At 38.5% G+C, this 25,255-nt stretch carries 21 protein-coding genes and 1 pseudogene; 19 read left to right on the forward strand and 3 right to left on the reverse strand.

Features of this window, described 5'->3' with window-relative positions; translation table 11 throughout:
- Window positions 1-8: 8 nt before the first annotated feature.
- The 14 genes and pseudogenes from flgL (at window position 9) to FH971_RS04565 (ending at window position 15,201) form a co-directional block, all read left to right on the forward strand.
- On the forward strand, window positions 9-926 hold the full coding sequence (gene flgL / locus FH971_RS04500; protein WP_140233516.1) for a flagellar hook-associated protein FlgL: 918 nt from the start codon (window positions 9-11) through the stop codon (window positions 924-926).
- 42 nt (window positions 927-968) lie between these two features.
- Window positions 969-2,009 (forward strand): hypothetical protein, encoded by a 1,041-nt coding sequence (locus FH971_RS04505; RefSeq protein WP_140233517.1) that lies wholly within the window; start codon window positions 969-971, stop codon window positions 2,007-2,009.
- 1,354 nt (window positions 2,010-3,363) lie between these two features.
- Window positions 3,364-4,170: a flagellin N-terminal helical domain-containing protein gene (locus FH971_RS04510; protein ID WP_140233518.1), complete on the forward strand. Its 807-nt coding sequence runs from the start codon at window positions 3,364-3,366 to the stop codon at window positions 4,168-4,170.
- A gap of 195 nt (window positions 4,171-4,365) precedes the next feature.
- Window positions 4,366-5,501, forward strand: a pseudogene (locus tag FH971_RS04515) (ISAs1 family transposase).
- A 1,366-nt stretch (window positions 5,502-6,867) separates the two neighbouring features.
- Entirely contained in the window at window positions 6,868-7,668 is an 801-nt protein-coding gene (locus FH971_RS04520; RefSeq protein ID WP_140233519.1) for a flagellin N-terminal helical domain-containing protein, read from the forward strand.
- A gap of 382 nt (window positions 7,669-8,050) precedes the next feature.
- Window positions 8,051-9,397 (forward strand): flagellar filament capping protein FliD, encoded by a 1,347-nt coding sequence (gene fliD, locus FH971_RS04525; RefSeq protein ID WP_140233520.1) that lies wholly within the window; start codon window positions 8,051-8,053, stop codon window positions 9,395-9,397.
- Between the two features lie 27 nt (window positions 9,398-9,424).
- A complete protein-coding gene (gene fliS, locus FH971_RS04530) occupies window positions 9,425-9,805 on the forward strand; it encodes a flagellar export chaperone FliS (RefSeq protein WP_140233521.1) in 381 nt (126 codons plus the stop codon).
- Between the two features lie 102 nt (window positions 9,806-9,907).
- Window positions 9,908-10,303, forward strand: coding sequence for a hypothetical protein (locus FH971_RS04535; protein WP_240778443.1), 396 nt, complete (start codon window positions 9,908-9,910; stop codon window positions 10,301-10,303).
- Entirely contained in the window at window positions 10,293-11,726 is a 1,434-nt protein-coding gene (locus FH971_RS04540; RefSeq protein WP_140233522.1) for a flagellar hook-length control protein FliK, read from the forward strand. The genes FH971_RS04535 and FH971_RS04540 overlap by 11 nt, the downstream gene beginning before the upstream one ends.
- Window positions 11,727-11,741: 15 nt before the next feature.
- On the forward strand, window positions 11,742-12,197 hold the full coding sequence (locus FH971_RS04545) for a flagellar basal body-associated FliL family protein (RefSeq protein WP_140233523.1): 456 nt from the start codon (window positions 11,742-11,744) through the stop codon (window positions 12,195-12,197).
- 9 nt (window positions 12,198-12,206) lie between these two features.
- The gene (locus tag FH971_RS04550) at window positions 12,207-12,920 is read left to right on the forward strand and encodes an RNA polymerase sigma factor FliA (RefSeq protein WP_140233524.1); all 714 of its coding nucleotides are present in this window, start codon (window positions 12,207-12,209) and stop codon (window positions 12,918-12,920) included.
- A gap of 30 nt (window positions 12,921-12,950) precedes the next feature.
- Entirely contained in the window at window positions 12,951-13,808 is an 858-nt protein-coding gene (motA, locus tag FH971_RS04555) for a flagellar motor stator protein MotA (protein WP_140233525.1), read from the forward strand.
- Window positions 13,808-14,734 (forward strand): flagellar motor protein MotB, encoded by a 927-nt coding sequence (locus FH971_RS04560; protein WP_140233526.1) that lies wholly within the window; start codon window positions 13,808-13,810, stop codon window positions 14,732-14,734. The genes motA and FH971_RS04560 overlap by 1 nt, the downstream gene beginning before the upstream one ends.
- 17 nt (window positions 14,735-14,751) lie before the next feature.
- Entirely contained in the window at window positions 14,752-15,201 is a 450-nt protein-coding gene (locus FH971_RS04565) for a PilZ domain-containing protein (RefSeq protein WP_140233527.1), read from the forward strand.
- A 502-nt stretch (window positions 15,202-15,703) separates the two neighbouring features.
- Here the strand turns inward: FH971_RS04565 and FH971_RS04575 are convergent.
- The 3 genes from FH971_RS04575 to FH971_RS04585 form a co-directional block, all read right to left on the reverse strand.
- Entirely contained in the window at window positions 15,704-16,324 is a 621-nt protein-coding gene (locus FH971_RS04575) for a hypothetical protein (RefSeq protein ID WP_140233529.1), read from the reverse strand.
- Between the two features lie 580 nt (window positions 16,325-16,904).
- On the reverse strand, window positions 16,905-17,792 hold the full coding sequence (locus FH971_RS04580; RefSeq protein ID WP_137222515.1) for an SPFH domain-containing protein: 888 nt from the start codon (window positions 17,790-17,792) through the stop codon (window positions 16,905-16,907).
- Window positions 17,793-17,891: 99 nt separating this feature from the next.
- The gene (locus FH971_RS04585) at window positions 17,892-18,368 is read right to left on the reverse strand and encodes a hotdog fold domain-containing protein (RefSeq protein WP_140233530.1); all 477 of its coding nucleotides are present in this window, start codon (window positions 18,366-18,368) and stop codon (window positions 17,892-17,894) included.
- 154 nt (window positions 18,369-18,522) lie between these two features.
- Between FH971_RS04585 and FH971_RS04590 the strand changes: the two genes are divergently transcribed.
- From FH971_RS04590 to FH971_RS04610, 5 genes are all read left to right on the forward strand, one after another.
- On the forward strand, window positions 18,523-19,449 hold the full coding sequence (locus FH971_RS04590; RefSeq protein ID WP_476748684.1) for a polyprenyl-phosphate transporter: 927 nt from the start codon (window positions 18,523-18,525) through the stop codon (window positions 19,447-19,449).
- A gap of 246 nt (window positions 19,450-19,695) precedes the next feature.
- The gene (locus FH971_RS04595) at window positions 19,696-20,658 is read left to right on the forward strand and encodes a YbgA family protein (RefSeq protein ID WP_420853469.1); all 963 of its coding nucleotides are present in this window, start codon (window positions 19,696-19,698) and stop codon (window positions 20,656-20,658) included.
- Window positions 20,659-20,669: 11 nt separating this feature from the next.
- Complete coding sequence (gene phrB / locus FH971_RS04600; RefSeq protein ID WP_140233531.1) at window positions 20,670-22,103, forward strand: deoxyribodipyrimidine photo-lyase; 1,434 nt, start codon at window positions 20,670-20,672, stop codon at window positions 22,101-22,103.
- A gap of 290 nt (window positions 22,104-22,393) precedes the next feature.
- Complete coding sequence (locus tag FH971_RS04605) at window positions 22,394-23,605, forward strand: NnrS family protein (protein ID WP_137222509.1); 1,212 nt, start codon at window positions 22,394-22,396, stop codon at window positions 23,603-23,605.
- A 50-nt stretch (window positions 23,606-23,655) separates the two neighbouring features.
- Complete coding sequence (locus FH971_RS04610; RefSeq protein WP_140233532.1) at window positions 23,656-25,065, forward strand: ammonia-forming cytochrome c nitrite reductase subunit c552; 1,410 nt, start codon at window positions 23,656-23,658, stop codon at window positions 25,063-25,065.
- The last annotated feature ends 190 nt before the right edge of the window (window positions 25,066-25,255 follow it).

A 25,255-nucleotide genomic window follows, 5' to 3' on the forward strand; every position in this document is an offset into this window, starting at 1 on the left:
AGCTAGTCATGCGCGTAACTATGCAAAATCTTTACACCAATAATTTAACTAGTCTACAAAAGACTACAACTGATGTGGCGCGTTTAAATCAGATGATGTCTCAGGGGTTATCCCTTCTAGCGCCATCGGATGACCCTGTTGGTGCCGTACGAGTGATGGCCAGCGAGCGTGACTTAGCCGCTGTAGAGCAATACGTTAATAATATTGATGCTGTAAGTACTAGCTTAGGCCGTTCCGAAACTCATTTAAACAGCATGGTAGACGTTCAACTTAGAATGCGTGAAATAGGGGTGTTAGCAAACACTGGGTCTTTATCTCCGTCGGATCGAAGTGCATATGCTTCAGAATTAGATGAACTACTTAAATCCCTTGTTAGTAGTATAAATGCTAAAGACGATGGTGGTAATTCAATATTTGCTGGTAATCTAGTGGATGTTGATACTGTAATACTCGACGCAACGGGTAAATATGTTTATCAAGGAGACAATAATAAACGTCAAGTGCAAACATCTCCTTCTTCATGGGTTGATTCGAACTCAACTGCACAAAGTTTACTTTTCGATAATGTTAGCCAAGATATACTTAATGCAACTGTTGATTATATAAATACATTAAATGATCCAACGCTTACTCCAGGTGTACCAGCCTTTGATACAGCGTCCGCGGCATATCAAGCATCTTTAGATGATACATTAGGTAGCATTAATGCTGTGATTACCAATATTGGTGGAAAACAAAACAGCTTGGCTTTAATGAAGACTTCTCATGAAGAAATGTCTTTATTTAATAAGTTAGTGATTGGTGAAACACAAGAGCTAGATTATGCTGCCGCTACCGCTGAGTTTAATGTGAAATTAACGGCGCTTAAAGTCACTCAAGAAACTTTTGTTCAAGTGAGTCGTTTAAGTTTGTTTGACCATATGTAATCTAACAATGCTCGTTAAGAAATCGCCTAAAGGTAATATAAGATGATAAAAGGGGTTGGTGAGTCACTCAACGTTATGCGCCAAAGCCAAAGCTTAGCGCCGAGTAGTGCGGCTGGTATTGCCAGTCAGCCTCAGATTCTAGAAAAACAAAGGTCTATTCCTAAACACAGATTAGACAGTTACCAACGTTGGGCTAAAACAACCGCAGAGCAGCACAGCATCAGTGCTTCGCAAGTTGCTTTACAATCGTTGAATCAAGCTAAGCAACTTTTACAACAATTAGGTCGAGTGTTGCAGCATGTGCAACGACAAGACAACGGAGGCCGGGAAGACCCCCGTCATTCCTTGTTAGATAATGCAGAAGCGTTAAGACAACAGATAATAGCCTTAGAACCAAGATATCAAGGTATTCAATTACTCGACCATCACTTTAATCTGCTGTCATCGACGTCTAACTCAGCAAGTCATGCTTTTGTATTTAAATCAGTGGACTTAATTGCGACCAAAGAGCACGCTGAAAAAATTCACTTACAACTTGGGCGCCAAAGCCGCATAGTGTATTTACCTGCAGGATATAGTCGAGAATCTTTGTTACAACTGATTACCCCAATCTTTAAAAGCCTTGATATTAACTTAGAGTGGACTGGTCAGGAGCTGATCTATAAAGCCAGCACTCAAGCTTGGTTGGCAGTACAAGCTGGTGTGCTTATGATGGGAGAAGGGCAACGTTTACCTGCTGGAGAGTTGAGGCAAATCCGCATAGAACCAAGGTATCACTGGCAAGACCCAAGGGAATGGGATCTCGTTGAACAAGGACAACTAAAAGCCAGCCAAGCCAAAATTGCTAAAACGCAACAAAAAATTAGCCAACAAACAGCTGAAATTGAGGCTGTGCATCAATTATTACTTGATAGAGTAAAAGGCGCTAAAGTTGTAAATTCCAATGAGTTAGGTAATGAAGCCAAATCGGCGCTGAATTCATTATATAAATACATGAAACCTCATCCTTTTAGCTATCAAATTGCTTCCCTAATGGCCCAAGGTAATACAAACAGAGATCAAGTTGGTGCCCTGCTGGGGTAACCCCCATATAGAGATGTTATTTCATTCAATAAAAAAGAACTTAGGTTCTTTTTTAAAGACTTTTTTGCTGTCAACTGCTCATCCATAAGTACAATAAATAATTAGAACTTGTTATATACTCTATAAACCATAGACGAATATTGACAGGTTTCTGGACCTTCAATGCTGCTTAATATGATTTTTACATACAACTGCAAAGTCTAATTTGTGCCATAAAAAATAAGACATTCCTAGCATCCATGGGGGTCAGATGCAGAGCAACATCTTCTTCATTTCTCTACCTTCAGCATCCATGCTGTCGTATTTTGAAAACATCTAACGAAGCATAAAGGACTTTGAAACCCGCCAGAATGGAGTTTCTCAAGTATTCCACTTTTGTGTTGCATCGACTTAAAAAGGGAGCAATCATATTTACACCAATGCGCTTTGAATTGTAAAAACTGAGAGACTCTGATCTGACCAGATATTTAATGAGATTGGTATGATTTTCCTAGCAGGACAGAAATCCCGCTGAATGGCCAGATAATTATTGGAATTAATATAACACATCTACAATAACAGCTTTAGATTTAACTTCTTAAGGTATTGATTTAATTTGTGTTTGTGGTAATTGTTGATGGGTGATGCAGTGATAGAAATGAAAGGGCATTTTGCTCCCTCATTAACTTTACCATAGCAATGAAAGGCGGCGTTAGTTTCATTACTCGGATTGAGTGGGATGATCATATGGTGCAGATACCTAAGAGAATAAAATCTTATGTCGACAACAAAAAGCGAATACAAATCATACTTTGGTATTGCTATAATCTCAACACTGTTAGAAATGACTTTTTAAGTTGAAACTTATCGAGATGTAATATCTGAGTTGTAAAATAATTGGATATTGTGTGGACGTGTAATCACATTGTTTAGAAATGAAATAGATTCAGTTCGTTTAGAATATGGACCGAATATCACTTTATATAAAATTATTGAAGCTATCATCATTCACTTCATTTGGTAATAATCAAAAGACTTACCAGAACAAATCAAGCGGTTGTTACTGTGTTATTTGCTATAGAGTAAATAAACCCTAATAAAGGCGAACCATATTTTTATCAATCTTAGCTCCGTTTTTCCTATGAAAGAGTAAAATGGAACTCGTTTAGTACAAACTAATTTTTTTGTCCTTTAAGATGCTATTGTTATGTAGTGTGTTGTTTAGATGGTTTTAATTTATTGAGCGTTATTGTTTTGACCTCGTTATGAGGTGGTTTTTTGTCTAACTAATAAATTTTTTTATTTCAGTTTCGTCTGTGAGTGTCGTTTTAATACTTTGGATAACAAAAAAACTTATTTTCTTGGAGTAACAATTATGCTTTCAGTACACACAAACTATGCTTCACTTGTTTCACAAGGTGCAGTTAATAAAAGTAACGACCTATTAACTTCAGCTATGGAACGTTTATCTACAGGTCTTCGTATCAACAGTGCTGCAGATGATGCTGCTGGTCTACAAATTGCTAACCGCATGAATGCCAACATCACAGGTATGCAAGCTGCAACCCGTAATATTTCTGATGCAACATCAATGTTACAGACTGCTGATGGTGCGTTAGAAGAATTAACTACAATCGCTAACCGTCAAAAAGAATTAGCAACACAAGCTGCCAACGGCGTGAACTCTACAGACGATTTGATTGCATTGGATGCCGAATATCAAGCACTAATTCTAGAATCTGCGCGTATTACTGATAAAACCACTTATGCTGGTAATAATTTATTTACGTCATTAACAACAGGAACTGGTGTCACCTTCCAAATTGGTGCTGGTACTACAGAGCAGTTGTCAACACTTCTAGTCGCACCTGCAGCAGTTGGTGGTAATTTATTAACTTCTGCTGCAGCTCTTACAGCAATGGCTGATGTTGATACAAATATTGGCGAAGTTGGTACAGCTCGTTCAGTTCTAGGTGCTAGCATTAACCGTTTAGGTCATACATCATCTAACCTTGCTAGTGTAATTGAAAATACTCAAACTGCTGCAGGCCGTATCATGGATACTGATTTCGCAGTTGAATCTGCTAACATGACTCGTAACCAATTGTTAGTTCAAGCGGGTACTTCAATATTATCATCAGCTAACCAAAATACTGGTTTAGTGATGGGTCTATTAGGTTAATTTAACACCAGCCTAACTTTCCGATATTGAACAAAAAGGACCTCAGGGTCCTTTTTTATTGTCTTGCAATTATAAGTCTTACAACTGTTATAGAACTCATAATATGAAGATAATCACGGCAAGATCATTATAAATTAAACTTTTTGAATAACTCCTGATCAGATCAAGGAATAATAGTTTCCTTGGTAAATGACAATGAGCACTACTTTTCTGACACATTTTAATTCAATTACAGATCCTCGTATTGAACGTTGTAAAAAACATCAACTCATCGATATTCTTCTACTCGCTATCTGTGCAGTACTCTCTGGGGCCGAGGGGTGGGAGGATATTGAGGACTTTGGTCACCTTAAGCTTGATTGGCTAAAAAAATACGGTACTTTCCCAGCAGGTATACCAAAGCATGACACCATCGCCCGTGTTATTTGTCGATTAAAATCAAATGAAATAGAAAAAGCCTTTCAGTCTTGGATTTCATCTCTGATAGAAACGACAGGCGCTGATATTATTGCCATTGATGGAAAGACTGCACGACGCTCATTTACCACACAAGACCGAAAAACGGCATTACATACCGTGAGTGCATGGAGTTGCCAGCACCAATTAGTGCTAGGGCAAACCGCTGTTGATAATAAAACCAATGAAATAACGGCAATACCTGAGTTACTCGCGATGTTAGATATTGAAAACAGCATCATTACGCTTGATGCAATGGGATGCCAGCAAAGCATTGCAAAACAAATCGTCAAACAAAAAGCTGATTATATTTTCGCACTCAAAGGTAATCACTCAGGCATGCAGGATGAATTAGAAGCTTGGTGGCATAAAAGTCAACGAGAAGGTTTTGATGAAAATAACATGGATGAGCACATTGAAATAACCGCTGGACATGGACGTATTGAAACAAGAGCTTGCCAACAGTTATTGATAAACAAAGACTGGCTCGCTAAACCTTTCAGATGGTCAGGCTTGCAGAGTGTTATTAAGGTTACATCGCAAGTTCATGATAAATCAACGGGTGCAAATACGATAGAAACACGTTGGTATATCAGTTCATTAGGCCTAAATGCAGCGCAAGCGCTCAATGCAGTACGAAGTCATTGGCAGGTTGAAAGTATGCATTGGATGTTAGATATGACTTTCAGAGAAGATGAATCGAGAATACGGAAACAACAAGGCCACTGGTATTTAATGTGATGCGGAAAATTGCCATGGCTTTACTTAAACGAGATGATACAAAATCAGCTAGCATCGCGAGGAAAAAGAAAATGGCAGGGTTAGACGATGATTATCGCTCAACCCTGTTGGAGTCTGGAATTAAAATACGCTAGTCGTGGAGTAACCCCCATATAGAGATGTTATTTCATTCAGTAAAAAAGAACTTAGGTTCTTTTTTAAAGACTTTTTTGCTGTCAACTGCTCATCCATAAGTACAATAAATAATTAGAACTTGTTATATACTCTATAAACCATAGACGAATATTGACAGGTTTCTGGACCTTCAATGCTGCTTAATATGATTTTTACATACAACTGCAAAGTCTAATTTGTGCCATAAAAAATAAGACATTCCTAGCATCCATGGGGGTCAGATGCAGAGCAACATCTTCTTCATTTCTCTACCTTCAGCATCCATGCTGTCGTATTTTGAAAACATCTAACGAAGCATAAAGGACTTTGAAACCCGCCAGAATGGAGTTTCTCAAGTATTCCACTTTTGTGTTGCATCGACTTAAAAAGGGAGCAATCATATTTACACCAATGCGCTTTGAATTGTAAAAACTGAGAGACTCTGATCTGACCAGATATTTAATGAGATTGGTATGATTTTCCTAGCAGGACAGAAATCCCGCTGAATGGCCAGATAATTATTGGAATTAATATAACACATCTACAATAACAGCTTTAGATTTAACTTCTTAAGGTATTGATTTAATTTGTGTTTGTGGTAATTGTTGATGGGTGATGCAGTGATAGAAATGAAAGGGCATTTTGCTCCCTCATTAACTTTACCATAGCAATGAAAGGCGGCGTTAGTTTCATTACTCGGATTGAGTGGGATGATCATATGGTGCAGATACCTAAGAGAATAAAATCTTATGTCGACAACAAAAAGCGAATACAAATCATACTTTGGTATTGCTATAATCTCAACACTGTTAGAAATGACTTTTTAAGTTGAAACTTATCGAGATGTAATATCTGAGTTGTAAAATAATTGGATATTGTGTGGACGTGTAATCACATTGTTTAGAAATGAAATAGATTCAGTTCGTTTAGAATATGGACCGAATATCACTTTATATAAAATTATTGAAGCTATCATCATTCACTTCATTTGGTAATAATCAAAAGACTTACCAGAACAAATCAAGCGGTTGTTACTGTGTTATTTGCTATAGAGTAAATAAACCCTAATAAAGGCGAACCATATTTTTATCAATCTTAGCTCCGTTTTTCCTATGAAAGAGTAAAATGGAACTCGTTTAGTACAAACTAATTTTTTTGTCCTTTAAGATGCTATTGTTATGTAGTGTGTTGTTTTAGTTGGTTTTAATTTATTGAGCGTTATTGTTTTGACCTCGTTATGAGGTGGTTTTTTGTCTAACTAATAAATTTTTTTATTTCAGTTTCGTCTGTGAGTGTCGTTTTAATACTTTGGATAACAAAAAAACTTATTTTCTTGGAGTAACAATTATGCTTTCAGTACACACAAACTATGCTTCACTTGTTTCACAAGGTGCAGTTAATAAAAGTAACGACCTATTAACTTCAGCTATGGAACGTTTATCTACAGGTCTTCGTATCAACAGTGCTGCAGATGATGCTGCTGGTCTACAAATTGCTAACCGCATGAATGCCAACATCACAGGTATGCAAGCTGCAACCCGTAATATTTCTGATGCAACATCAATGTTACAGACTGCTGATGGTGCGTTAGAAGAATTAACTACAATCGCTAACCGTCAAAAAGAATTAGCAACACAAGCTGCCAACGGCGTGAACTCTACAGACGATTTGATTGCATTGGATGCCGAATATCAAGCACTAATTCTAGAATCTGCACGTATTACTGATAAAACCACTTATGCTGGTAATAACTTATTTACGTCATTAACAGCTGGTACCACCTTCCAAATTGGTGCTGGTACTACAGAGCAGTTGACAACAACTATAACTGCACCAACAGCAGTTGCTGGTGATTTACTAAGTTCTGCTAATGCTCTTACAGCAATGGCTGCTGTTGATACAAATATTGGCGAAGTTGGTACAGCTCGTTCAGTTCTAGGTGCTAGCATTAACCGTTTAGGTCATACATCATCTAACCTTGCTAGTGTAATTGAAAATACTCAAACTGCTGCAGGCCGTATCATGGATACTGATTTCGCAGTTGAATCTGCTAACATGACTCGTAACCAATTGTTAGTTCAAGCGGGTACTTCAATATTATCATCAGCTAACCAAAATACTGGTTTAGTGATGGGTCTATTAGGTTAATTTAACACCAGCCTAACTTTCCGATATTGAACAAAAAGGACCTCAGGGTCCTTTTTTATTGTCTTGCAATTACAAGTCTTACAACTGTTATAGAACTCATAATATGAAGATAATCTGATTGAGTTTAATAAAATAGGATTTATTTCAGTTATGGCGCTTAAGGGTCGTCTTATATTAAATAATGGGTCTACTCATGTTGATGAAAGAGGAAGTAAATCTTCCTTTTTGTTTGCTGAAACGGAAATGACAATAGCTTTAAACGTTAAGAAAACAAATTAAGCCTTTAATAAACAATTAGATAAATGTTGGTATGACACTTGCTCTAGCATAATATATGCGACTTAGAGTTGTGAAGTAGTTAAGTCAATGTAAAGGAGTTTCTATGATATCAGGTATGAGTTCGGCGCAATTTGCCCAACAATTAATTTCTGCCGATCGTGCAGGTAAAGATTATTATTATCAAAATAAGCTTTCTACTCAGAATACCCAACTTGATGCTTATGGGTTATTAGAAACGGCTATGAAGCAGCTCTCAACTAAGATGAGTAATATTGACTCTGATGCTTTTAGTAATAAAAAGGCTGAAATTAATAATGATTTTGCTAATGTGACAGTAACAGCTGCTGCTCCTAGTGGGAACTATGACTTGATTGTTACTCAGATGGCTCAATCTCATCAATTAACTAAAACCTATGACAGTGAAAACACGTTAATACCTGCTGTAGGGCTTTTTAGTATCCAACTTGGAAGTGATCCAGCAGACAAACTCACTATTGACTTAGCTACAATTAATGGCGGTGCAGACATCACTGTTAGCCAATTAAGAGATTTAATTAATAAGGATGTCTCTAATCCAGGAATGCAAGCATCTTTAATTCGCACCGGCGGTAAAGTAGAGTTAATGTTGTCGTCTAATAATACCGGGACTAGCAATAATCTAGCTGTGACTTTAGATGGTACCGATTTGGGGATGACTCAACGACGTGCCGCTCAAGATGCTGAATTAACCTTGAACGGTATTAGTATTACAAATAGTAGCAACTATCTTGATAACGTCATTGATGGTGTGAGTTTGGAGCTGGTTAAAGTCCATAGTGTTGGAGAGTCTAGCCAAATAAAAGTTGAAGATGACAGCGAGGCTACTACTAGTGCGGTTAATGATTTCGTTAATGATTTTAATACATTACTTACTCAAATTAATCAATTAAGTCGCTCTATGGGCAGTACGCTAGTAGATTCTACTGATAGTGATGATGAAGACTCCGTTACTGTGTCTAATAGCCAGTTAGGTGTTCTTAACGGAGACTCATCGGTAAGATTATTACAATCTCGTCTACAAGATGTAGTGTTTGCAATAGCCCCTAATGGTATGCGTCTTAGTGATATTGGTATAGAAATGGGCAGAGACGGCCTATTAAAAATGGATGATACAAAGTTTGAAACTGCATTGAAGGCTGATAGTGCTAAGGTTCAGGCTATGTTCAGCGATACAAACAGTTATATCGACAAGATTGATGCAGTACTAAAACCCTACACTGCGTTTGATGGTTTATTATCGATGAAAAAGCAAACTCTTGATGATCAAATAAATCGTATTCAAGACAGTATGGAACAATATGATTACCAAATGGATTTGAAGTATGGTGTGTATTTGGCTCAATTTACTGCAATGGAAGCCACCATTAATCAATTAAGTGCTGCCAGTAGCTTATTTTCCACAAATGAATAGAAAATGAAGAAAACAGGATAAACAAGAATGTTAAATGAGTACGATCCTTTTAATGCGTATCAACAGACCTCATTAAATTCAAGATTAGCGTCAGCCAATTCTCACGATATGGTTCGTATGCTATTGGAAGGTTTGCTGGAGGAGCTGGGTAGAGTGTCAGGGCATATGGAGCGTAAACAGTATGAAGCTAAGGGGATTAGCGTCAACAAATGCTTGAACATACTATATGGCTTGGACTCAATGTTAGATCTCGAAAACGGGGGGGAAGTCGCGACTAATTTGCACCGCTTATACGATTATTGCAGTCGTCAATTAGTGGCTGCTAGTGTTGAAAATGATCCCGAAACATTGGTTCCAGTGATTACAGTCATAATGGATATACGCGAAGGTTGGTCAAATCTCAATTGATATTAGTTAAGCGAATGGTCACTGATGTTATATTTTCTTGGCAGTGGCTGTTATCCTTGCTTGGGATGATGTTATACGCGGCTGTATGCGTGGAGTACTCCTATGTCGATAACAACACAGAGCGCCTATACATTGAATGTTAAAACCCAAAGAGTTGATACTCAACTTCCCAAAAATTATCACATCACAGTAGAGCAATGGCAACAGTTTGCTTTGGGTTTGCGCCATCATTTAGCCGCTAAGGACTGGGACAGTTTAGTTAAACTCAATAAATTGCTTATTAATGCACTCTCTCAAGTGGCAAAGGATGAGTTTATTGAGACGGCTGCTCAAGCACTTGCACGGAAAAATGTGGCCAAGGTTCATGAAGAAGTTGTCAATAAGCTGAAGTCAGACCGTGATGCAATGGCCGTAGAACTTGAACGTTTTAAATCATCACAAGCAGGGCTTAGCGCCTACCAATTTACCTGTATCAGTGGGGAATCCGATGATCTCTGATGTAATTGCAAGTCGTCCTACAGGGGCTGAATCAAATAATAAGTCCATCGGGCAACAAGGACTTGATGACACTGGCAAAGCATCTTATGCCGAGTTTACCAATGACAGAGCATTAGAAGATAGACAAAAAATGATAAGTGCTAAGTCAGAAGATAAGACTGATTCAAGTGATGAGTCATCATTTGATAGTACTGCGACGGTTACTGGAGATAAAAAGCCTGTATCAACTTCTGTAAAAGATGCTGATAGTACACAAGGTGATCTTCAAAGCAATAAAGGTAACAAAACTCAGGAAAACATTGAGGGCAACGAGTTAATTATTGGACTTAATAGCCTTCAAAGCAAGATACAAAGTGGTCCTCAAAATTATATTGCTATGCAGTATTCTAATGGAACTATACAAGGTCCTAACAGTATAAATAGTATTGTAAGCAAGACCAATGATGCTACATTTGAACCGGCTAGATTCGAGACCTTGACCTATGGGGAATTATTGCCAGAAGCATTAATACAACAAGGAACTGTGTCTTCTATTAACCAAGATATTTCGCATATTACACCTGTATTAGGACTGACTACTAATTCAGATCAGAGTAGCGCAATGGCAAGCCCATTGGCGGCAACGGTTATTGGTGGATTAAACTTAACCACTGTTAGTTTAAATGCTATAAGCCAAGCTGTAAATTCACGATCTGGGAATTTAGCTGCTGTGATGTCGGGTACAGTTGCTTCAAGTTCAGATATGTTAACTTCTGTATCATCACCAGTTGTTAACTTTGAGGCCATGAATACTACGGCTATATTAACGAATGATACTGTTAGCATTAAACGCGCAGAGAATGCATGGCAACCTTTTAATAATATACTAGCAGCTGGTGCTATAGGACAAATGGGGCTGGATGTGAAAACTGCTGATATGGCAGATGTTAATTCTCAGCTTTATAGCCAACAACTTGTTAGGGGGGCAAACCCAAGTGTTAGTCAATGGGGACCAGTTCCTGTGAATACTTTGGGCAGTTTAACTCAGCAAGCTCAAGATATGTTAACGCCACTTAGAGAACAACTGAGATTCCAAATAGATCAGCATATTAAGCATGCTGAAATTCGCTTAGACCCTCCTGAACTTGGCAAGCTTGAGCTTAATATTCGTCTCGATGGCGACAAATTGCACGTACAAATGCATGCTGCTAACCCTGCAACACGTGATGCCTTACTCAGCGGATTAGAAAGGTTAAGAGCTGATCTTGCACAGGAATATGGAGGTACTTTAGACGTAGATGTTAGCTCGGGCGATTCAGAACAGCCAAAGCAACGTGATCAAAGTCGTTCTACCGCGATTGCGATGAATCAAGTAGAAGGGACTACAGCGCTAAATAACAGCTTAAATAGTTCGCAACAATCTCAATTAAATTTATTGGCTTAGGCTAGGAGCAAGTGGATGGCAGTCATCAAGACTACAGGTGTTAAAGTTTTATTATTTCTTTTGATTTTAAGCGCTTGGACCGGCGGTATCCTCTGGGTTGGTTGGCAGAGCCCTCATTGGCTTGAGGCTTTATTGGCAGAAGAAAAGCCTGTAGAAGTTACCAAGTTCTACCCTTTAAATAAGTTTATTATTTCAATTCCAGGGGATAAATCTCCTCATTACTTATTGTTGGAAATAGCATTAAAAAGTAATAATCCAGAGTTACAACCCGTGTTAAATGAAGCAGACCCTTTGATCCGTAATTCATTAATGAAAATGTTCTCGCGTAAAAAGTTCCAAGATCTTAATAATAATGATCAACTGGAAAGTTTACAGAGCGAAGCTCTAGTCAATATAGTTAGTGTATTGATAGAACATAAATTCCCCTCTGATATTGATGAAGTACTTTTTACTCGGATGGTCATACAATAAGGATTAGGTATGAGTTGTGATGGTCAATTAGCCTATCAAGCTGTTAGCGATGAGCCAGTACTACAGCGTTTGTCCGAAGAGCAGCTTATTGTGCAATACCTTCCTTTGGTTAAGCGAGCAGTACTGCAGCTGCGGAGTCATTGTGGGGCTATGTTATCCCTAGAGGACATGGAACAAATAGGTATGATGGCACTAATCGAATCATCTCGACGTTACCCTGGTGAGTTTGATAACGGCTTTATCTCTTTTGCTGGACAGAGAATCCGTGGTGCTATTTTAGATGAATTAAGACGCCAAGATTGGCGTCCAAGACCTGTGAGGCAACAAGCTCATAAACTTAATGATAAGGTACGAGAACTTACTCGTGCGTTTGGTCGTGAACCTACAGATAGTGAAGTGGCGCAAGGGTTAGATTTGTCTCAAGAAGATTATCGACAAAGTTTGTATGCCACTCAAGCTGAATCGATGAAAAGTTTAGATGATATGTTAAGCATAGGTGAACAACCTGCAGATAAAAACAATGAAGTTGAGCGTTTTTTGCTCAAAAAAACATTAATTAAAGCAATGACAAAATTAAATGAAAGAGAACAGCTAATTCTGTCGCTTTACTATAATCATGAACTTAATTTAAAAGAAATCGCCCTAACGCTTGGACTCACTGAGACACGTATTTGCCAGTTACATAAACTTGCAGTTGCTAGATTAGAGAGCTTATTACAGTAATCGTAGCGCGAGGCAATTGGATATATATATATGAGTAAATTGATTGGCTTAATTATCATTTTAGCGTCTGTATTTGGCGGTTATATGTGGGCTGGTGGAACATTAACTTCACTATGGCAGCCTGCTGAGATATTAATTATTTCTGGTGCCGCTTTGGGGGCGCTTATTATTGCAAATCCACGTTCAGTTTTAGAGGAAATGCTCGTTCAGATAAAAGAATTACTGACTCAAGAAAAAGAAGATCCTGAGTTATATCCGCAGCTGTTCTCCCTGATGAATTTACTGATGAGTCAAATTCAATCTCAAGGATTAAAAGTACTTGATGAACACATAGAGAATCCTAAAGAAAGTTCAATCTTCTTAATGTACCCTAATGTGTTAAAGCATACCGCGCTATTACAGTTTCTGATTGATAATCTACGTATCCAGTCTATCGGTAAAATGTCTCCTCATGATCTAGAATACTTGTTTGAAGAAGAAATTCACCGTATTGAAGAAGACCGATTAAGGCCATCAGAGGCGTTAAATAAAGTTGGTGAAGCTATGCCCGGTTTTGGTATTTTAGCTGCTGTAATGGGTATTATCATCACTATGTCCAATATTGATGGCCCCATTACCATGATAGGTGTAAAAGTTGCTGCTGCCTTGGTGGGAACGTTTATTGGTATTTTTGCCTGTTATTGTTTTTTTGATCCTTTATCTAAAGCGTTAGAGCATTTAGTTGATCGTAAATCAGCACAATTGCGTTGTGTTTCTGCGATTTTAGGTGCTTTTGCCAAGGGTAAACCACCGATGATGGCTGTTGATGCTGGGCGTAAACAAATTCAAAGCGAAAATCGTCCATCGTTTATTGAACTTGAACGTTGGATGATGGAGCAAAAAAGCTAATGCTTCAGAAAAATGAACCTATCATTATTAAACGTGGTAGAAGAAGTAAGCGTTCTGCCAGTCATGGTGGGGCATGGAAGGTAGCATTTGCCGATTTTACTTTAGCTATGATGGCACTATTTATGGTGTTATGGATCATGCAAATCGCTGACCAAGATGAACGGACTCAAATTGTCCAATATCTACGTGGTGAAATGTATGCTACAGGGGACATGAATCCTTTTGATTCTAGTCAGTCATCGTCTATGATTGATTTTGAAGGCAGTCCAGCAATCCAAGAGGCTATTATTACAGGTAATGCTACTGGTCCTGACTCTGAGCTTGGTGCTATTGTGCCTGGCCAGTATGATACCCAAGCCCAACAAGTATTACTTGCGAAACATATTAACCGAGTGGTGCAGGAATCCAAGATGGCTGATAATATTGCAGTTACCTTAGTCCCCCAAGGAGTACGAATACTCATTCATGACAATATTGACCGCTTTATGTTTACTCGTGGTAGTGCACAGATGCAGTCATACTTTGAAGATCTTCTACTCGCCTTAGGACCTGTACTAGGTCAAGTAACGAACGCAATGATGATTACTGGTCATACAGATTCAACACCCTATGCAGGGTCTTTATTTACTAACTGGGAGTTGTCTAGTCAACGTGCTTTATTGGCCAGACGTATGCTTGAACTTGGTGGAGTAAAACGCAACCAAGTAATTCAAGTGACCGGAATGGCAGATCAAGTTGCTTATATTCCAGAAGATACCGCTGCTGCTGCAAACCGTCGTATTGAAGTTTTGATTTTAAACTCGACAACAGAAGAGGTGATTAGAAGCATGGTAGGTATACCTGCTGAGAATCTGGAAGGTGAGATACATTTGCAGGATGCAAAATTACAAACTCAATTAGATCAAACTAGAGCAAGGTTTCAATAGTGAATAAGGATGACACTATGATTAATTATGAAGAATTTTGGCATCATGATGGCTCAGCAGAACGGTTACTTAGCAGCCCTCGTGACTACAATCTAAATGAGTTCGATAATCGTAGAGGTCATCAAAGAGTAAGTTTACGTACTAATCGACAAATCCCATTAAACTTCGCTTGCGATGGTGTGACCATTGACCTGTTATCAATGGGTTGGATGATGCTGCAATCTATCTGTACTGTTAATGTCAAAGATGTCAGTTTAAGTGGTATCGGCTTTTTAACGAGTGAAATGTTGCAACTAGGTAGTGAAATTTACGTTAGGTTTCAAGGGATAACACTTAGGTGTGAAGTTTGCCGTAATCAAAAAGTCCATGGTCGATTGAGTTTTTATGGTGCTCGTTGGCTCGATAAGCATGACGAAAAAAAGCAAATTGCTTTTATTAATCATATTAGGCTAAAAGCTAATCGATAAGGGGCATATCCATGGTTGTTACATATCATCGACGGGGCCTAGATCGTTTGCAAAAATTCTTTTTATACTTAATTCTAACCGATTGGTTTTTACTTATTATTACGGCTCTAAAAATGGAGTCTTTGAATTTCTTTTATGGTTCTGTAATAGCTATTATGTTATTTTTTTATAATTTGTTTTTAGCCCATCTTTGTCGTATTCGCGCGAGGCGAGCGGAAGATACATACCTAATTTATCCAGTTGTATTGGGCGCATTTATTTCATTTTTATTGGTGAGTTATTTTTTTGTTCTTTCCTGAAATACCACTTATTTTGTTAACGAAATAATAAGTCTATGCTCTTTCCATATTTAGGTTTATGTAATCTAATGAGCAACTGGTATATATTGGGTTTATTTACATTGTTTATAAATTAAGTTTTCAAAGTTGTGACAGATTGATAGGTTTTGGATATATAGCTATATCAGAATGTTTTATTTATATTTTATGACTATTGCCATAGATCAATACTTTATATTCAATTTAGCACATTTTACTAAAGCTCTCATTACAGGTAATTTTTGTTTTTTATTTTTTTTGATAGCTACTTGAGTTGATATTTTTTTGTATCTAATAATTTCATCAACTATTTGTCGTGGATTACACTCATATCGAATTGATAAGTCTACTAACATATCACTGTCAAATTTAATCGATTTTTCCATGGCTTCGTTTATAGCCTTAGTACCTTGTAACATCAATTCTGCCTTTCTTTCTCCTCTATTAATTAAAGATTGTTTTACACGATTCTTATGCTTCTTAAATGTTTCAGGGGATTTTAAAGATGCAATATCTTTCATAATTGTATCGGTTGACGTAGGTATGACCGATATTAAGTGATTAATAAATTCATTGCTTTTTAAGTTTCGCTTATAATATAGGTTGTATACAATTAAATCTCTTCTTTGTAAAGTTTCGTTATCGCTATCATTTTCATGGTTATCTTCAATGTTTAGGCTTGGATTTTTTGTGGTCTCTACCTGAGATGGATTATCATCACTCTTTACTTGCGACGGCCTGAGTGTTTCAGTTATATCTTCATTAACATCATGGTAGTTATTAAAATCGTGTGGATGTTTGTTCATTTTCGAAACCTTTTTACCATTGACACTCATTGTATTAATAATATCAAACTTACGAGCGATAGCAATTAAAGATACTCATAATCATAAGCGCTCATAGAACAATGTTTTTTAGTTTTGATATAAATAAGTCATAAAATTTAAAATACATTTTCATGCTTAACCGTAGTATTTGATATTCAGTAATTATTCTGACAGACGTTTGTGTCAGTAAATACTTGATGTGATTAAGAACTATATTATTATATGATAAAGTCTATTAAGAAATTCTAGGAAAATATATTACAATATTTCTCAGATTATTTTCCCATTTCAATAACTAGATATAAGCTTGTATGAGTTAAATTGATGTAAAACAGTATCATGTGTGAGATGTTTTGGTATTTGAATTATTAGTGTCCTATAGGGATGATTTTGTGAATGTAACCATCTAAATGAAGGTTAATGACTCATATTGATAATAAGTGTTGAAGTGACATAGTTTATGAATGAATTATTCACTCAATGTATTGCTAAGATAATAAAAAACCAAGCTAAATGCTTGGTTTTTTTAATGGTTTTTTTAATGGGCTTATTAATGAGGCTATTTTGTTGTTGGCACTTCAAGGAATGGGATTGTGCCAGTAGGTAACATAGTGGTTGGCAGCTTGCCGTCCCAGCGTTCAGCCTTAGTCAATTCAACTAAGTTTTGATTTTGAGCTAGTGCTTCGGCACGGATTTTAATGGCTGATGCTTCTGCATTACCTTTAATTCGAATACTTTCCGCTTCAGCAATGGCGCGAGCCAGTTGTGAGTCGGCTTCCGCTTGTGCTTGAGTGACAGCAATTTTGGCACTTACCCGTTCTTTTTCAAGGTTTTGTAATTGGGTTTGTACTTCAACTTCGGCGCGCATTCTGTCTTCTACTGATTTCTCGTATGCATTACTAAAATCAATATTTTCAATCTGTACCGAATTAATGGTAACAGGGCCTTTAATCGATTGAGTAATGGCGGCAGTAACATCAATACCAAATTTTATACGTTCCTGAACGGCAGAAATGGCGGTGTATTTGCCAAAGATATTCTCAATTTGAGTCGGTACTTGGCGGTCAAGTAAACGCGATACCATTAAGTCGACGCTTTTAAAATTAGCATAGACTTCTTCAACGCGATCAGGAGGAATACTGAATGTAACCGATGCACGTAACGTTGCGGGTTGTTGATCACGACTATACGCCTGTAGGCCTTGATAGTTTGCGGTATGTGTTTGGGTTGAAATTTTAACGACAGTGTCCATTAGAGGAATTTTAAATCCAAGCCCTGGTTCTGCAGTATCAATAATTTTACCGTTACGTAATAACACCCCACGTTCGCCCTGATCGACTGTGTACCAGCTGCTATATAAGCTGATAAGTATTATCAGCAACACAGCGATAGGAATGATTTTTCCTAGATGATTTATGTTGGCTTGCGCCAGATCATTTTTTAACATTATGCTTCCCTAGCAAAAGTGAAATTAGAATATGTTTGGTTTATTCGTTGTGATAGCGTTTAGAACGGTTAGCATTATAAATAATTGTTATAAATGCAATTATTTTTGAGGTTTCTCTGAAATCCAAAGTTTAATATGTCCTTGAACAACCACAACACCGTTAATGTCATAAGCTTTAACGTCGACTAACATATCACCAACTTGCCACTGTTCTGGTGTTACCTCTGCAACACACAAAATATCGCTGCCAGCTTTTGCGGTATAGTCTACTGACATTCCTTTAGGGATCCAACGTAAATGCGCGGGAATAGAGGCTTCTGCCATAGTGCCCATTGCCATTTCTAAGCCATTACAAATAGCAATAACATGTACGGTACCAATATGGTTTTGGACTTTTTTACGTTTTTTAATTAAACATTCACAACGGTTAACACGTAAATCATTTATATAAGGATGCACAGTGCCAAAATAAGGCGCCATGCGTGACACCATTTTAGAGAAAATACGTTTGCCGAAAGGGTAAGATGTCACTTTTTTATATAGCGCCATCACTTTATTGGGTTTAGTTTGGGTCATTGGAAAGACTCTGGTTATTGTGTAAGTAAGTTGTCTGGTCCGATGAGGTTAACATTGTTGTAACCCGCGGTGAAGTACTGATCAATATTTTCCATCGCTCATTGTGCTACTGACAGGTATAATTTTGCTGGTGTCGATTCTTTAAGGGTAAATTTTGAAATCTAACTTGTTATTAAATTATATCAAAGGTATGGCCATGGGGGCCGCAGACGTTGTTCCGGGAGTTTCTGGCGGCACCATCGCATTTATTACTGGGATATTAACTCCGCTTTTAGACGGTATTCGCAAAATAAATTTGTCTTTGTTTGGCATTATAAAGCAGCAAGGTATTAAAGCGGCTTTTTTACATATCAACGGGCCTTTTTTAGTTTGTGTTTTTGGCGGTATCTTAACCAGTATTTTTACCTTAGCTAAGTTGATTTCATGGTTATTGGCTACTCATCCTATTCCCGTTTGGTCCTTTTTCTTTGGTTTGATTATTTATTCTGTGGTGCACATGCTGAAGCAGGTTGAAACATTTAACGTTCTGCGGATTGTGATGTTTTTTATTGGGGTTGCATTTGCATGGTCAATTACCGTGTTGCACCCCATTGAAATGCAGGATACTTATCTTAACTTCTTCTTTTGTGGTGCTATCGCCATTTGCGCCATGATATTACCGGGTATTTCAGGTAGCTTTATTCTGCTGCTATTAGGCATGTATCCAGCGGTGTTAGCCGCCGCTAAAGGATTCGATATTGTTTATTTAGCCTGCTTTGCTGTGGGCGCAGTGGTCGGCTTATTAAGTTTTAGCCACGTGTTATCCGCATTGTTACGTAAATTTCAGGATGCAACGTTACTTTTTTTAACCGGATTGATGTTGGGCACACTCGGTAAGATTTGGCCATGGAAACAAGTGATCAGCTGGCGCGAAAACTCTAAAGGGGAATTAGTACCACTAGTAGAACAAAACTTATCTCCATTTCAGTTTGAGCAAGTCACTGGTGAATCTTCGCAAATCATTATCGCCATTGTGTGCGTGCTGGTGGGCATTGGCTTAGTGTGGGGAGTCGAGCGCGTAGGTAAAAAAGCCCATGGATAACAAATATCTGACATTTTTCGGATAAACATTTTTAGATAAATATTAAGCAGAACTTCGGTTCTGCTTTTTTGTGTGTATTATTTGACTAATATGAAGACTCATTTTGCAAAAATGATAAATAACTCTATAAATAATGAACTTAATGGGGGTTTTACTCGTATATTTGTTTAATCACATGTGTTGTTAGCATGACATCTTTTTTTATCCCACGCTGGGAATATTACGGTTGCCACAGGAGTGCATAATATGCCAAATATCGATACATTTGTGCCAGAAAAAATCCAAATTGGGATTAGCAGTTGCCTTCTTGGTAATCAAGTTCGTTTTGACGGTGGTCATAAAAACTCATATTACTGTAAACAAGAAATAGAACCGTTTTTTGAATACACCAATGTTTGCCCTGAAATGGCTATTGGCATGGGCGCTCCACGCAAAAGTATCCGTCAAATTCGTGATGGTGATATTGTTCATATTCGCAGTGCAGATGGCAGTTTAGATGTTACCGACAAGCTTAATGAATATTCTAAAGCTAAAGTTGAAGAGCTGGACTACTTAGGCGGCTACATTTTATGTGCCAAATCGCCAACCTGCGGAATGGAGCGAGTAACCGAATATAAAATTGGTACCAATAATGGTTCTAAAACGGGTGTCGGTGTTTTTGCTAAGGCCCTGATGGAGCGTTATCCGTTGTTGCCAGTAGAAGAAGAAGGGCGTTTGCACGATTTGCCGCTGCGAGAAAACTTTTTTACTCGTATATTTGCTTATAACGATTGGCAAAAAATGAAGCAATCTGGATTAACTAAGCACAAATTGATGCAGTTTCATTCACGTTACAAATACTTAATTATGGCACACAGCCCTAAGTGGTATCGCGAGCTGGGTCCTATTCTGGCGGATATTCAAGATATCGAACAATCGGCTCAGCAATATTTTAAAGGCTTTATGACGGCACTCAAAATCATTGCCACTCGCAAAAACCACACCAGTACTTTGCAACATATTCAAGGTTATTTTAAGAAGCAACTTACGGCTGAACAGAAAGAAGAACTGAGTGAGTCCATTTTAAAATATCGCCAAGGTTTATTGCCTTTACTTGTGCCAATTACCCTGATTAATCATTATGTGCGTGAGTTCCCAACGCCATACATTGAAGAGCAGGTGTATTTAAATCCACATCCAGAAGCGCTTAAGCTTCGTTATGCCTATTAGGTCGAGTATTAATGACTTCTATGAATAGTTTGATGTGGTTTAGGCAAGATTTACGGGTGGCAGATAATCCGGCCTTAGTTGCTGCGTGCGATTTTGCCATTGGTAATAATAGCCATCTTCGAGCCGTATATTTTGTCACACCTTCTCAGTGGGCGCAGCATGATGTTGCGCCGATACAAATCGATTTTATGCAACGGCACGTAAATTTATTGGCCCAAGCGCTGGCCGCCTTAGGTATTCAACTTGATGTTGTGCATGTACAAGATTTTGCTGAGGTACAAGAGGTATTAACCACTTATATTGAAAAGCATCAAATTGGCGCTGTGTTTGCCGGTAATGAGCCCGAAATAAATGAACGTCGTCGTGATAGTGCATTAATCGATAGTGGCTTGCCATTAACCTTAATAGATCAAGATTGTGTATTAGCCCCAGAGACGGTGAAGAATTTAGCGGGAGGCATGTACAAAGTCTTCACCCCTTTTGCTAAAAAATGGAAGAGTATCGCCAATCAGCGAGCGATTATTACCAAGCGCGTGCCTGCGCCAATGGCCACGGCTTTACCATCTCCAGATGACATCGTCTTTCATTGTGACAAAGTCAGCAGCGATCTATGGCCTGCAGGTGAAGGTGTTGCTAAAAGAATATTAGATCAATTTCTAGCAAGTCAAGTGGCCGATTATCATGTAGATCGAGACATTCCAGCCTTAGAAGGAACCAGTCGTTTATCGCCTTATTTGGCTATTGGTGTCATTAGTTCACGCCAATGTGTTGCCGCTATTCTTGCCCGTTACCCCGAAGCTTTAGTCGACGATGCTTGCCCAGCTAAGACCTGGTTAAACGAATTGATTTGGCGTGAGTTTTATCGTCATTTATTGGTGGCATTTCCGCGTTTATCTATGGGGTGTAACTTTAATGAGTTGGGCGATGGTATCGCTTGGCGCAATAATGCCGATGAATTTAACGCTTGGTGTGATGGGCAAACGGGCTATCCACTTGTGGATGCCGCTATGCGTCAATTAAATCAAACGGGTTGGATGCATAATCGATTACGTATGGTGGTCGCGAGTTTTTTAACCAAACATTTGTTAATTGATTGGCGCTGGGGAGAACGTTACTTTAGACAAAAACTCATTGATGGCGACTTAGCGGCTAATAATGGTGGCTGGCAATGGTCTGCAGGGACAGGTTGCGATGCGCAACCTTATTTTCGAGTGTTTAATCCTATGACTCAAAGCAGCAAATTTGACCCCGATGCTAGCTTTATAAAACGTTATGTAACTGAGGTGTCTGGATGGTCTTTGGCTGACATTCACTTACCTAAAACGGTTAATGTAAATGACTTATTTGGCCAACGGCTGGATGAGGGATATCCACAGCCTATCGTTGAACATAAAATGGCGCGCTTAAGAGCCATTGAAGTTTTAAGTGCACTTAAGCGGGGTTAAGCTTTTTGATGTAAAATTCATTATTGGTTCAATAAAGATGACCTTGTTGGTTTAATACCAATTCAAAGATTCGCTAAATCAGTAAATATACGACAGACTGCTATTATCTTTAATGTTAATAGCAGTCTTTTTTTTTGCGTTAGATCACACTATGAGACGGGCTGTTAGTGGATTGATGAGTAATGATTGAAGCACATCGAGTAACAGCATAGAATGACGATACTAAAGATTTATATATCATGCATGTTTAAATCCTGTTGATGTTAACCCACTAAGTGAGTGAACTGCTTATGCTGAATATTGATGACCCAGCGATAACTGATAACACCCCTGCAATCTGGCGTTTGGGCTTTAGACCATTCTTTCTCGGTGGGGCAAGTGTTGCTGCTTTATACATCCCATTATGGTTAATGGGTTGGTTTACACCGCAATATAGCCTATTTAACAGTGAGTTTTGGGCTAACGTAGTGCCATTATGGTGGCATCCACATGAGATGTTATTTGGCTTTGCGATGGCGATTGTGTGTGGTTTTCTGCTTACAGCAGTGCAAGCGTGGACTAATCAGCCCACCATAACCGGACGTTCATTGATGGTCACCTTTGGTTGTTGGCTTATTGCTCGGTTGATGTTGTTACTTCCAATGGACATTCCTTTGGTATTACCAGCCATATTCGATAGCTTATTTTTAGGGTTAAGTGCGTTGGCGTTGTGGCGCTGTATTTATCCGGTTAAGCAATGGCGTAATATTGGGTTTCCGTTACTATTGGTTGTGGCACTGGTGGTTAACTTAACCAGTTATTATGCGTTATATCAGCGCGACTTTTCATTGTCTACCCAACTATGGCAAGGGATGATTTGGTGGGTCGCAATGATCATTACTATCGTTGGTGGCCGAGTTATTCCATTTTTTACCGCTATGCGTATTAAACAACCCAAGCCAGATCCCATTAGTATATTGGAAAATACATTATTATTCGTAATGGGATTATTGTTTGTACAAGCAGTAAGCCATTGGTTCCCCAAAGGGGTAGAACAAGTTTTATTGGCTGTTGCTGGTGGTTTGCACCTTATCCGTTTTGCGCGTTGGCAAGGGCATAAAACCCTAAAAGAGCCAATGCTATGGTCTTTGCATTTGGCATATATATCGTTACCCATCACGTTACTTTTGATGGCGATTAATATCGACAATGAATATGCCTACCGCACGCTGTTACATTTATTTGCTATCGGCGGCATTGCAGCATTATGTTTATCAATGATTTCCCGCGTGTCTCTTGGTCACACCAGTCGCAATATTTATCAAGGTCCTAATATGACAATTGCCTTTTTGAGCATTGCATTAGCTGCAGTGTTTCGCGCAATTATGCCATTACTTTTGCCAGAATATACCCAAACATGGTTATGGTCTGCTGGGGCATTTTGGTTTATTGGTTTTGGAATGTTTGTGTGGTTTTATGCCCCCATTTTAGTCCGTCCAAGACTCGATGGTCGCCCAGGTTAATGCACTGCAATTAACCTGGTATTTATCAATACAGTTTTAAGGTAAGCAACATGATTAATCCATTAATAGAAGTGATGATGCCTGTCACTCGATCTTTACGCAGTAAGACAGGCTTGAGTATTATTATCGGCGGACTTGCAGTACTGCTGCTAACATCTTGGGGCTTACAAAGTGCAGAGGTTGACCCAAATCAACTTAAGTTTCCTCAGCAATTTGAATCTTGGCAAGCAACAGAAGAACAAGTAGAACGCGACGACATACTGGCGCAATATCCAGCGAATATCATTCTATGGGCTGGTTCGTCGTTTGCGAAAGAATATCATAGCCCTCGTGGACATCAGTTTGCCGTTGCAGACATAACACATACTTTGCGTACAGGTGTTGCTGTAGCCGAAGGTGATAAAGGTTTATCAGCCAGTTGCTGGACGTGTAAATCGCCTGATGCGCCAAGATTGATGAATGAAATGGGGATTCAAGGTTTTTCTGGTGCCAATTTTGTCGATTTAGGCCGAGAAATCAAATCTGTTGTCTATTGCAGTGATTGTCATGTTGATGGCAGTGCAGAACTCGCATTACCACGTCCCCATGCACAAAATGCCATGGCCAAAATTAAACTGCCTTTTGATAAGCAAGATCACGCAATGCAAGGGGCACAGGTTTGTGGTCAATGTCATGTGAGTTATTATTTCCAGCCAGAAAATAATAATAAGGTTAACATTCCATGGATTTTCGGCAGCACGGCTGACGAAATTGAAAAGTATTACGACACGCGTCGCTTTTACGAATGGATCCACCCAATTTCTAAAACACCAATATTAAAAGCGCGTCATCCAGAATTTGAACATTGGAGTCGTTCGGCTCATGCAAAACAAGGCGTGACGTGTATAACGTGCCATATGCCACCTGCGACTGATGAAAAAGGCGCTACATATACCGATCATAAAGTTGCAGGCGCGTTAGATAATTTTGATCGCACCTGTGCAAGTTGCCATAGCAGTAAAGCGGCCATAACCAAAAAGCTTGATAAAACCAAAGCTATTATTGATGCTAAATCACGTAATGTAGAGTCATTGCTGATTAAAGCACATTACGAAGCAAAAGCAGCGTGGGATGCGGGAGCCACATGGCCGCAAATGAATGATGCGATTATGGGTATTCGTCATGCACAATGGCGTTGGGACTTTGCCACTGCATCACATGGCATGTACGCTCATAATCCTAAAGAAGGGATTGAATTACTGGATAAATCTACTGAACAAGTAACCTATGCACGTCAAGCATTAGCACGCATATTGGGTCAATTATCAGTAACTAAGGTTGAATATCCAGATTACAGTACCAAAGAAAAAGCCCATGCAGCCATAGGATTTGTTGAAGCTGACGCCATAAAGGCTAAGGAAGCTTTTATTAAAGAAGAAGTTGATAAATACTGGCAACCAGTAGCCAGAACCGGTTACTAGTCTCTAAAAAGTATCAACTCAAGTCATTAACGCCTAAGCATTGCTTAGGCGTTTTTGTTTGTGTGGTTATTAATATGGCTTATCTTCGTGATCTACTTTCATGAATCTCTCGTATAAACTTCTAATCAGGTTAATATTTGCCTCACAGACATAAAACAAATTTATGTTATTGTCATATAAGGCATTGTTA

It is taken from the genome of Shewanella polaris, assembly GCF_006385555.1.
In the GTDB taxonomy this organism is placed as follows: domain Bacteria; phylum Pseudomonadota; class Gammaproteobacteria; order Enterobacterales; family Shewanellaceae; genus Shewanella; species Shewanella polaris.